General features: G+C 46.1%; 11 protein-coding genes. 9 read left to right on the top strand and 2 right to left on the bottom strand.

Features of this window, described 5'->3' with window-relative positions; translation table 11 throughout:
* Nucleotides 1-168 precede the first annotated feature (168 nt).
* The 7 genes from Q0241_RS17745 (at nucleotide 169) to Q0241_RS17715 (ending at nucleotide 7,907) form a co-directional block, all read left to right on the top strand.
* Nucleotides 169-636, top strand: a complete 468-nt coding sequence (locus Q0241_RS17745; protein WP_171337101.1) for a nuclear transport factor 2 family protein — start codon at nucleotides 169-171, stop codon at nucleotides 634-636.
* A 262-nt stretch (nucleotides 637-898) separates the two neighbouring features.
* Complete coding sequence (locus tag Q0241_RS17740) at nucleotides 899-1,357, top strand: hypothetical protein (protein WP_014979244.1); 459 nt, start codon at nucleotides 899-901, stop codon at nucleotides 1,355-1,357.
* 97 nt (nucleotides 1,358-1,454) lie between these two features.
* Nucleotides 1,455-2,486: a serine hydrolase gene (locus Q0241_RS17735; protein ID WP_299380129.1), complete on the top strand. Its 1,032-nt coding sequence runs from the start codon at nucleotides 1,455-1,457 to the stop codon at nucleotides 2,484-2,486.
* A 96-nt stretch (nucleotides 2,487-2,582) separates the two neighbouring features.
* Nucleotides 2,583-2,942, top strand: coding sequence for a hypothetical protein (locus tag Q0241_RS17730; protein ID WP_299380126.1), 360 nt, complete (start codon nucleotides 2,583-2,585; stop codon nucleotides 2,940-2,942).
* Between the two features lie 90 nt (nucleotides 2,943-3,032).
* Nucleotides 3,033-3,203 (top strand): hypothetical protein, encoded by a 171-nt coding sequence (locus Q0241_RS17725; protein WP_167390646.1) that lies wholly within the window; start codon nucleotides 3,033-3,035, stop codon nucleotides 3,201-3,203.
* A gap of 161 nt (nucleotides 3,204-3,364) precedes the next feature.
* Nucleotides 3,365-3,835 (top strand): hypothetical protein, encoded by a 471-nt coding sequence (locus Q0241_RS17720; RefSeq protein ID WP_299380119.1) that lies wholly within the window; start codon nucleotides 3,365-3,367, stop codon nucleotides 3,833-3,835.
* Nucleotides 3,756-7,907, top strand: a complete 4,152-nt coding sequence (locus tag Q0241_RS17715) for an NAD-glutamate dehydrogenase (protein ID WP_299380117.1) — start codon at nucleotides 3,756-3,758, stop codon at nucleotides 7,905-7,907. Before Q0241_RS17720 ends, Q0241_RS17715 begins: the two co-directional genes overlap by 80 nt.
* Nucleotides 7,908-8,081: 174 nt before the next feature.
* On the opposite strand, the gene Q0241_RS17710 is transcribed toward Q0241_RS17715, so the two are convergent.
* On the bottom strand, nucleotides 8,082-8,402 hold the full coding sequence (locus Q0241_RS17710) for a YbjQ family protein (RefSeq protein WP_299380115.1): 321 nt from the start codon (nucleotides 8,400-8,402) through the stop codon (nucleotides 8,082-8,084).
* Nucleotides 8,403-8,474: 72 nt separating this feature from the next.
* Between Q0241_RS17710 and Q0241_RS17705 the strand changes: the two genes are divergently transcribed.
* Both Q0241_RS17705 and Q0241_RS17700 read left to right on the top strand, forming a co-directional pair.
* Nucleotides 8,475-9,173: a YaeQ family protein gene (locus Q0241_RS17705; RefSeq protein ID WP_299380113.1), complete on the top strand. Its 699-nt coding sequence runs from the start codon at nucleotides 8,475-8,477 to the stop codon at nucleotides 9,171-9,173.
* A 125-nt stretch (nucleotides 9,174-9,298) separates the two neighbouring features.
* Nucleotides 9,299-9,883, top strand: coding sequence for an XRE family transcriptional regulator (locus tag Q0241_RS17700; protein WP_299380110.1), 585 nt, complete (start codon nucleotides 9,299-9,301; stop codon nucleotides 9,881-9,883).
* Between the two features lie 219 nt (nucleotides 9,884-10,102).
* Here the strand turns inward: Q0241_RS17700 and Q0241_RS17695 are convergent, their stop codons facing one another.
* Nucleotides 10,103-10,504 carry a rhodanese-like domain-containing protein gene (locus tag Q0241_RS17695; RefSeq protein ID WP_299380107.1) on the bottom strand — a complete coding sequence of 134 codons (402 nt, stop codon included), beginning with the start codon at nucleotides 10,502-10,504 and terminating at the stop codon, nucleotides 10,103-10,105.
* Between the last annotated feature and the right edge of the window lie 187 nt (nucleotides 10,505-10,691).

Raw genomic sequence — 10,691 nt, 5'->3', positions numbered from 1 at the left:
GATTGGATTGGGCAATATACAGAAAGAAACGATACATTTTCTTATGCGGCACATAAGCAGTTTTATGATGGCTATCATGGTCATAAAAAGATGATTACGCAAAATGTCCCAACCGAGACAAGTTAGGCAAATTCGTTAATATATGAAATAAGTGAAACGGAGTTTCTAGTGAAAAAAAATCTACTTCTTGCATTATCACTTCTAGTGTCAGCTACGGTATCGGCTGAAGACATTAAAATAGATCTTAAGCAGCTTGCCCAACAGTACTTCGACACAATGGTTGCAACTCAGGCCCCTGGCGCGACAAAAGTTGAGCTTGAAAATCACTTAAATTTGCTCGCGGATGATGTTGGTCATTCACATTTGCCATGGGTGATAGACGATACGCGATTACCTGACGGTAAGGAGCAAATGAGAGAGGGCATGACGTTCTATTTAGGCGCACATACAGAATATAGTGCTGAGCTGTTAGATGTTTTTACATTTAATCATTCTGCTATTGCTATCAGATATAAGAATTATGCCAAGGGCGTGCACCCGCAAAACAATCAGCCTATTGAATACAGTCAAGTAATGATGGAAGTACTAGAAATAGAGAACGGTAAGATTGCTGTAATTCGAAAGTACCATGAGTAAATTTCACATTCTGATAAGTTGCGTTGGGATGAGACGTCGGTCGTTGCTTAGTTTCGCGGTAATGCGCCAGGCATTGACGCTTCTTATCGGTTTGATTTTACATGTATAATTCTTATTCAGGTACTGCTAGTATGGATTGTGTGGTGTCTAATGCCTATAACTAACATTCCCATTGCTTCTCGAAACGATTATCTGAGAGCTCAGCGATAGAACAGGGAGCTTTCTAGCTAGAAAGTAGGTTATTACATTTTAAAGGAACGGTATGTTTAAGAAGCTGTTAAAAGGATTTGGAATTGCGCTTCTAATCCTTATCTGTCTATTTGTACTTATTGCTGTTTGGTCGGGCTATAAATCTTCTGAATACGAGAAAACGGCAATCCCTTACATGGATACTGCAATTGCTGACATTTCCTCTTGGGAGCTAGATACCTTTAAGAGTTACCTCACTCCGTCTGAAGTAGAAAATATCAATGAAGATGATCTTAAAAGGCTTATAAAGGCGCTATCAAAGATGGGGGCGTTAGTTGAAATTGGCGAATATCAATTCAATACAGTTACGTCCAGAGCACTAACATCTGGTGGTTCAGGAACGTTTGTTACCTATACTGTTCCAGCCGTATATGAGAATGGCGATGCAGTACTAACTATCACTCTAAAAGAAGAGGGGGATTCCTTTTCAGTTTATCATTTTAAACTAGACTCACTCGCGCTGTTTGACTAGCGAAGATGTTGAAGCTAATCGTGCGTCGACGCCAAAATGAAGACACCGACAAGAACATTTTACAGAATATTAGGCCGAGCTTTAAGGGCAAGGTAAAATGACGAAGAACCGAAGAACAACCATTATCAGGCTTCTTCTGCTAGTCAGTACTATTGTTTCCTTGTTTTTCGTTCCGTGGATATTGGTTAAAGCCTGGATCCTACCTTTGCCACACACAGTACAAGAACAAGTTGATGAAGCAATTAGCCACGGCTTTGACGGCATGATTGTTTACGTGGATCAGGCGGGAAAACCTCCAGCTTTTTACACAGCAGGCTGGAAAGACAGAGATAACAAAATACCCGCTGCCCCCGACTCTTTATTTAAAATTGCCAGTATCAGTAAGTTGTACACTGCTGTGGCTATCACCAAAATGGCGCGAGAACAGCGACTATCCCTAGACGATTTACTCGTTGATCATTTACCCGAACTCAAAGACAGAATTGAGCATTCAGAAAAAATAACGCTTAAAATGATGGTGCAGCATAAGTCAGGGATCCCTAATTTCACTGATAATGCTGCCTACTGGGATAACGAACCGGAAAACAGTAAGCGAGCGCTCGACTTTGCGCTAGATCTTCCGGCGAGTTTTGAGCCCGGTGATGGATATGAGTATTCCAACACGAACTATCTGTTGCTTCGCAATATTATGGATAAGGTTTTGGGGTACAGTCACCACGAGTACATTAAGCAAAACATTTTACTTCCGCTTGAATTGAACAACACCTATTTTTCATTGAGCGAAGTCAATAAAGACGACGTGATGAGCGGCTATTACGTTGGTTACGAGGAAGATGTTAAGGCGCGCGACTACGGTATGCTAGCGACAGCAGAAGATGTAGGTAAGTTCTTACGAGCGCTAAACAGCGGTTCTATTTTCAATGCAGGCGAAGCGAAAATTTACCCTTATGTTTTCGAGCATGGAGGATTAGTTATTGGCTATCAGAGCCTTGCAGAATATGACAAAGATCTAGATACCGTAGTCGTTCAATTTATCAATACTACTGACTTTAACGGTTATGAATGGAACTTGTCTGAAATCACAATAAACCGAATTTTCAAAATACTTCGAAAAGCAGAAAACGAGTAGATGGTGAGCTTGATAAGGTGTCTCTATAATTTGCGCGCATTTAAGACTATATTGTTTGTGCGTGCCCAATTTCTTTGCTCTTGAGGTTTTAAAAAAGTGAATAATCCAGACGAAGTTTTTCATCATCTCAAAGATATACTGACTCCATATTCCAATGGCATGGTCGTGGTCACTGATAATCCCGATAATTTTTATTTGAACACGCATCACGTTATGAAAAACAAGAAGCCAATGTATTTTGGCTCAGTCAAAATCAATAAGAATTATGTCAGCTTTCATCTGATGCCCGTTTATGTATTTCCAGAATTATTAGAAAGTATATCGCCAGAGCTTCAAAAACGAATGCAAGGCAAATCGTGCTTTAATTTTAAAGCAACAGATGCCAGACTCTTTCAAGAGCTCAAGGAATTGACTCGGGCAGGGTATGGAAAGTACCAAAAAGCAGGTTACTTGTAGTATCGGCCGGCGCTTAACGCGTGAGCCACTAAATGCCGCAACATCACTGCCATTCAGCTTAGCGTTTGGCATTTAAAAAGGAGAGTTTAAATGAAAGCTATTTATCGAATTCTTATTGCGCTAGTTCTTCTAGCAGCCGCTATTGCATCTTACAGCAAAGGAATTCAGTCAGGTGTGTTTTTGTTCATCATATTGGGCCTTGTTCTTGAAGGCGCCTTTTGGTTTGGCTTGTTTCCAATCAAAAGGCGAAAAGAGACTTAACCTGTCGGGCTCAATATTGGGAAGGGTTAGTTTCTGTAGTAACCCAAGTTTGTATGTTGTTTTTTCGCTACATAACATGTGATTTCAGCAGGGCGGAAACAGTTGTTCCTTCGCGTTATAGCCGCGCACGTGTACCTCAAAACGTGCGTTATGGAGCAAGAATGCGTAATCTTTTATTTCTCGCCTTACTCTTATTCTTTGGGTGTGCAGGCTCACCTCAAGTTAAGATAAATGAGATAGATTTAATTGATAAAGATACTGTTCGTTTCATTGGCAACACGTCAAAAGAAAATGCAAAGTTACTTGAAAGTATATTAATTAAACACGCCAAGGAAATTGATACGTTAATTGTGACTAGTTCTGGAGGTGAAGTTTTCGGTGGAATGCACATTGGCCAATTAGTGCATAAATTTGATTTGAAGGTTGTTATAGAACGATATTGCACGTCTTCCTGTGCAAATTACATAGTCACTGCAAGTAACAATGTTGTTGTATCTAAAGGTGCGTTTCTCGGGTGGCATGGAGGTTCGACACAATCGATGTACACTCCTTTTGAAGAGAAAATATCTTGGTTATCGCGAATACAAGTTCGAGGGCGAAGGCACCAATGCTATTCTAAAGGTCTTGCCTGATTCTTTGGGTTTGTTGCGTGATATTGATGTCCATGTTTTTGACGGGCTAAGAGATTTTGGATCTCTACCAGCTGAAGTCCGTGATTTCATGACCAAGCCCGTTTTGTTACGGATTACAAAGGCCAATCGTCGTTCGACGGTACATCGTGCTGTCCATCTTGATACAATTGCTGTGAAACGTTTTGATGCTAAGGGACGGGTGATCGGCGAAATTTTATTCGCGGGTCTTTTAACCTCGACGGCCTATGCCTGTTCACCAAGTGATATTCCGTTGTTACGTCATAAGGTTAAGAAGGTTCTGGACAAGTCCGGTTTTAAATCTGGCAGTCACGATAGCAAGGGATTAACCCATATTCTGGATACCTATCCCCGGGATGAGCTGTTCCAGATTTCCAGTGCTGAACTTTCGACGATATCTCACGGTATTCTTCATCTGCAAGAACGCCGCCGGATTGCGCTTTTTGTACGTAAGGATCCTTTTGAACGCTTTGTTTCCTGTTTGACGTATATTCCACGTGACCGTTTTGATACGGCTCTGCGTCGTAAAATTGGGGAAATTCTTTGTAGTGCTTATAATGGTCAGATCAGTGCGTTTTTTACTCATCTGTCCGATACGGTACTGGCGCGGGTTCATTTCATTGTAAAGACCACCCGCGGTCAGGTACCCGATGTGGATGTCAGTGAGTTAGAAGCACGTATTGCTGATGCTGGTCGTTCCTGGGAAGATCGTCTTGAACGAGTCTTGATAGAGGATCGGGGCGAGGAACAGGGTATCCGGGCCATGCGTCGCCTAGGGGCTGCTTTCCCAGTTAATTATCAGGAACATTTTAACGAAAACGATGCCGTTTTTGATATCACCCGTGCCGAAGAAGCGCTTGAGGGTGATGGCTTGTCCATGAACCTTTACCGTCCGCTTGGTGCTGATCCCGAGCAGGTGCGATTTAAGATTTATTTACGCGATAATCCGGTTCCATTGTCTGATGTCTTGCCGATGTTGGAAAACATGGGGCTGAAAGTTTTCAGTGAGATCCCGTATCACTTCAGTTCTCATGAAACAGGTGAAAGCGTGTGGATGCACGATTTCAACATGGTGATTTCTGGTGATCAGGAAATTTCTATTTCCAGTTTACGCGAAGGATTTCACGAGGCCTTTGCCTCTGTCTGGCATGGACAGATGGAAAACGATGGCTTTAACAGGCTGGTTCTGATTGCGGGCTTGAAAGTTCGTGAAGTCACCGTTCTGCGTGCCTATTGCAAGTACTTGCTTCAGGCACAGATTCCTTTCTCTCAAAGCTATATGGAACAGACGCTGGCGAATAATCCGAATATCACCCGGATGCTTGTCGATCTTTTCCTTGTGCGCTTTATGGGCAAAGGGACCGAGCGAGACGAACAACTTGCAGATGATCTCAACAATAAGATCAATGATGCCTTGGATGGTGTTAGTAATCTTGACGAAGACAGAATTATTCGCCGTTTCCGTAATGTGATTGAATGCACGCTGCGGACAAACTTCCTGCAGAAAACAGAGCAAGGCGATTTTAAAACCTATCTGTCGTTCAAGCTAAACTCGGAAAAGATCACTGATCTTCCCTTGCCAAGGCCGTATCGTGAAATCTTTGTTTACAGCCCCGATATAGAGGGTGTGCACCTTCGTTTTGGTCCTGTTGCCCGTGGTGGTTTGCGTTGGTCAGACCGTCGGGAAGATTTCAGAACTGAAGTTCTCGGCCTTGTGAAAGCGCAGCAGGTCAAGAACTCAGTTATCGTGCCTGTGGGCTCTAAGGGTGGTTTTGTGGTTAAGAACCCACCGCCAGCGAGCGAAGGGCGCGAAGCTTTTATCGACTCAGGTATCGAGTGCTATAAAACCTTCATCCGTGGTTTGCTGGATCTAACCGATAATTTGGTCGCTGGTGACGTTGTGCCACCGGAAAGGTTGATCCGTCGTGATGGGGATGATCCTTATCTGGTTGTGGCGGCTGATAAAGGAACGGCAACCTTCTCTGATATTGCCAATGGCGTTTCTGTTGATTACGGCTTCTGGTTAGATGACGCCTTTGCCTCTGGTGGTTCAGCTGGCTATGACCACAAAAAAATGGGCATTACGGCCAAGGGTGCGTGGGAGTCTGTCAAACGTCACTTCCGCGAATTGGGTAAGGATATTCAGTCAGAACCTTTCACGGCAATTGGTGTGGGCGATATGTCTGGCGATGTGTTCGGGAACGGGATGCTGTTGTCGGATCAGACCAAGCTTGTCGGTGCCTTTAACCATCTACATATTTTTATTGATCCTGACCCGGATGTGGCAAAATCCTTTGCCGAGCGTCAGCGTCTGTTTGATCTGCCGCGTTCATCGTGGACAGACTATAACGAAAAGCTGATCTCTAAAGGTGGTGGGATCTTTGATCGTAGTGCCAAGTCACTGAAAATTGGTGCTGAAGTAAAAGCATTGTTTGATATTGCCGAAGACGAATTGGCACCCAATGACTTGCTCCGTGCCATGTTGAAATCCAAAGCTGAATTGCTTTGGTTTGGTGGCATTGGAACCTACGTGAAACATTCCAGTGAAACCAATGGTGATGCCGGGGATCGTGCTAATGATGCCCTGCGTCTCAATGGTAAGGAACTGCGTTGTAGCGTTGTCGGTGAGGGTGCCAATCTAGGCATGACCCACCGGGCACGTATTGAATACGCGCAAAACGGTGGTCGTGTGAATGCGGACTTCCTGGATAACTCTGCGGGTGTTGATTGTTCTGACCACGAGGTGAATATCAAAATTCTGCTCGGCGCTGTCGAACAGGACGGCGATATGACCCGAAAACAGCGTGACAAGCTGCTGGAATCCATGACCGATGAAGTTGGCGAACTGGTCTTGCGAGATAACTATCTACAAAGTCAGGCGATCTCGGTCACGGCCAATATCGGTGGGCGCTTGCTTGACCGAATTGCCCGTTATATGCGGTCATTGGAGAAACAGGGGCTGCTCAACCGTGTCATCGAATACCTGCCTGATGATGAAATGGTGCTCGAGCGCATGAAACAAGGTCTTGGCTTTGAAAGGCCAGAACTTGCGACCCTCATGTCCTATAGTAAGATCTCTCTTTATGACGAGTTATTGGGCTCAAACCTGCCCGATGATTCCTATATGGAAGATACGCTGATTGATTATTTCCCAACGGCCTTGCGGAAAAAGTTTGCCAAGCAAATTGGCGAACACCGCCTGCGTCGTGAAATTATTGCCACGGCAGTGACCAATGACATGGTCAACCGTGTCGGGATTACCTTTGTCTATGAGGTAAAGGAAAAAACCGGCATGGCGTCATGCGACATTGCACGGGCCTATACCATTGCCCGCGAAGTGTTCGATATGAACTCGTTGTTTGCGATGATCGAAGGGTTGGATAACAAGGCACCTGCGTCGCTTCAGGCAACGCTGTTGGCGGAATGTGGTCGATTGATTGAACAGGGAACCGTCTGGTTCCTGCGTCATGGTGCACACCCGCTGGATATCCGTAAAGAGGTTGATTCCTATGGCAAGGAAGTTGGTACTATTTCTGATCAGCTGGAAAAACTTCTGTCCAAGGAAAACACCGTGCTTCTGAAAAAGAAAATTGCTGATTTCAAGGCGCAGGGCGTTCCAGCAGATATTGCCAAGCGGATTGCGGGTCTGCGTCTTTTGACGCCAGCTTGTGATATCGTACGCCTTGCTCATACGCTGAAAATGCCAGTGGATACTGTTGGTAGCACCTACTTCTCTATCGGAGAACGCTATGGTTTTGACTGGTTGCGAAGTGCCGCGGGTCGTCTGCCGAGTGAATCTGCATGGGATAAACTGGCTGTGACGGCAATTGTCGATGATCTCTATGGGCATCAGGGGGAATTAACGTCCCGTGTGCTCGAAGCGGCGGGACAAACCGACCGTGTCGAAGCGGCCATCAAAGAGTGGGCTGAATCCAAACGGCCACTGGTAAACCGGACCGAACAGATCCTCGCGGAATTGAACGCGGCTGGAAAGCCAGACTACGCCATGTTGGCTGTGGCGAACCGCCAGCTCAAGAACATGGTCTCTTCCTAAGCAACAGCGTTGCTCTGCTTTTTAAGGGCTTAAGTATAAAGGCCAGCTTCAATATTGAAGCTGGCCTTTATTATAGTTGATATGTATTTAAGCCGTGGCTCTCAAAAAGAAAAAGGCCGATGCAACCACATCGATCTCAATCAAAACTCACACAAAATGTTCATACGAAGTATGTTAGGCGTCTTCCAAAACCACAGCGGTGCCGTTGACACTGACCATCAACATGGAACCACCGATTGATTCATAATCCAGGTCAACACCGATAACAGCATTGGCGCCCACTTCTTCGGCTTGTTCGATCATATCGTTCATGGCGTGGTTCTTGGCACCGCGCAGGGCTTTTTCATAACCACCAGCGCGCCCACCGAGAACGTCGGTAATCTTGGCGAAGAAATCTTTGACAAAGTTAGCGCCGACAATGGCATCTCCGCTGACAATACCCTTATAGGCAACAACGCGTTTTCCCTCGATGGAATCAGTTGTGACGATCTGCATGGAAGCTCCTCGTGTTCAAAGTTATTTATTCAAATAATAATGCTTCTTTATTCATGCCTTCTCGACAGGGATATGGCAATAATCAGTGGCAAAATAATACGCTGTGCAGAGCTCTCTCATGTCGTTGCGTTTTTCCCTGTGCCTCTCTTTCTGCTTTCCCAAAGTCATCCAAGCTATTACACATCTTTTCATACTGCCCCCGAAAAAACAAAACAGGCACACCCCATGGCAAAAAATGCCACTATTTATAAAGTCGAACTTTCCGTTACCGATATGGATCGCCACTATTACGAGACCCATAATCTGACTGTGGCCAAACACCCTTCGGAAACCGATGAACGTTTGATGGTGCGTGTACTGAGCTTTGCCCTGAACGCCCACGAGCAACTGGAATTCACCCGTGGCCTTTCGACCGAGGACGAACCGGACCTGTGGCAGAAAAGCCTGAGTGGCGAGATTGATCTGTGGATCGCACTGGGCATGCCGGGGGAAAAGATTGTGCGCCAGTCCTGTGGCAAAGCCAAAAAGGTGATGATCTATTGTTACGGTGGCTCCACAGCAGAAATGTGGTGGGAGAAGATCAAAAACAGCACCTCCCGGTTTGCTAATCTTGAGGTTACAAACTTCTCAAGGGATGACACCCGCGCTTTGGCCGAGCTCGCCAACCGCTCTATGAGGTTATCCGTAACCATTCAGGACGGCGACGTCATGGTCGCTATCGACGACAGCACGTTGCACGTAACGCCTGTTAAGTGGAAAAGCGTAGCTTAGGGAGTGTAACTTTACCCTCGTTGTCGCATATCTTTCTTTTGTCTTTTCCAAAACCTCTTCCATCTGGCGCCTTCTTTGAAAATCCACTATGGTGGATTTTCCACTAAAGAGGTTCTAGGTTAGGTATGAGTACAAAACGCAAGGGTGTTCCGCAGATCGGTGATAAGGTGCGGGATGCGCGCAAGGAAAAGAAGCTGACGCTGGATCAGTTGGCGAAGCTTTCGGGGGTGTCCAAATCCATGCTCTCGCAGATAGAGCGCGGACAGGCCAACCCGACCTTTGCGACGCTCTGGAGCCTGACGCAAAGCTTTGGCATGGATATCTATGAACTGCTAGAGGGCGCGCCGCGTGAGCCGGAAGCGATCAAGATAGAGGCCGTGCCCGCAAACCTGACGCCCACCATGTCCAGCCCGGACGGTAGCTGTGTGATGCGTATTCTCTCCCCCGTTGAAAACGCCGCGCTGTGCGAATGGTACGAACTGAGCTTTGAAGCCGCAGGGGCCTTGCGCTCTGATCCTCATGTCGAAGGGACCCGCGAACACCTGACGGTGTTGTCGGGTCGGATCGAAGTTGAATCAGCTGGTGACACCGAAACCGTCGAGGCTGGCGGCACAGCCCGCTACCCCGCCGATTGCGACCATGCCTTGATCAACGTAGGCGATAGCGCCGCCGTTGCTTTGCTCGTGGTTGAGCGTCTTCAAGGGCTGTAATTTCGGGTTGAACGCTAAGGGCTAAACTATTTTTGATTAGGCATCTGCATCGACGTATTCGTGTCGGGCAGATGTCTTTTCTGTTTGTAAGTGCTGCAAATCTATATCTCGTGATTCAGGTCATTCCATGATCCACGCAATGATGTCTGTCGGGCTCTGATTCTGTCGTTAGTGATCTCTAGTTGACGTCAAAAATAATCAGCCCCCCCAAAAAAAACATCAGGTAATACCTGTGACCAGGTCAAAGCCTTCGTCTTTCCAGCCTTCGATACCACCGATCAGTTCTTTTACCTTATAGCCCAGTTTGGCGAGGCGGATGGCGGCTTTGTTGGCGCCGTTACAGTGAGGTCCTGCGCAATAAACGACGAACAGGGTGTCATTGTGATAATCACGCATTTTGCGGGCAATGATTTTGCCGTGAGGCAAGTTGATGGCCTTGGGGATATGCCCAGTTGCATAGAGATCCGGTGATCGCACATCCAGCAAGACAAAATCCTGTTCCTGCTCTGTCAGCGCATAGTGCGTATCCCAGCAATCGGTTTCCGGGCGCAGGCGGCGTTCAAAATGTGCCAACGCTTCGTCAGGGGCTGCGGCGGGAACAAGGGCGACGTTAGAAGTCATTGATCTGTCTCCAAAATCTTCGTGTTCAATAAATGATGAAAATGATCATAGAGCCGCTTTTTATGCTTGCCTATTGGCATAAATGACTATATTCATATAAATAATGCCAATTAAGTCTAATAATGAAAAATGTGCCATCGGTCATGAATGTGAGTGAAAAGTTGATCCAGAAAACTCTCCCGGAAAC

The organism is uncultured Kiloniella sp. (assembly GCF_937128705.1).
In the GTDB taxonomy this organism is placed as follows: Bacteria; Pseudomonadota; Alphaproteobacteria; order Kiloniellales; family Kiloniellaceae; genus Kiloniella.
This window is presented reverse-complemented; position numbering and strand designations above follow the sequence as displayed.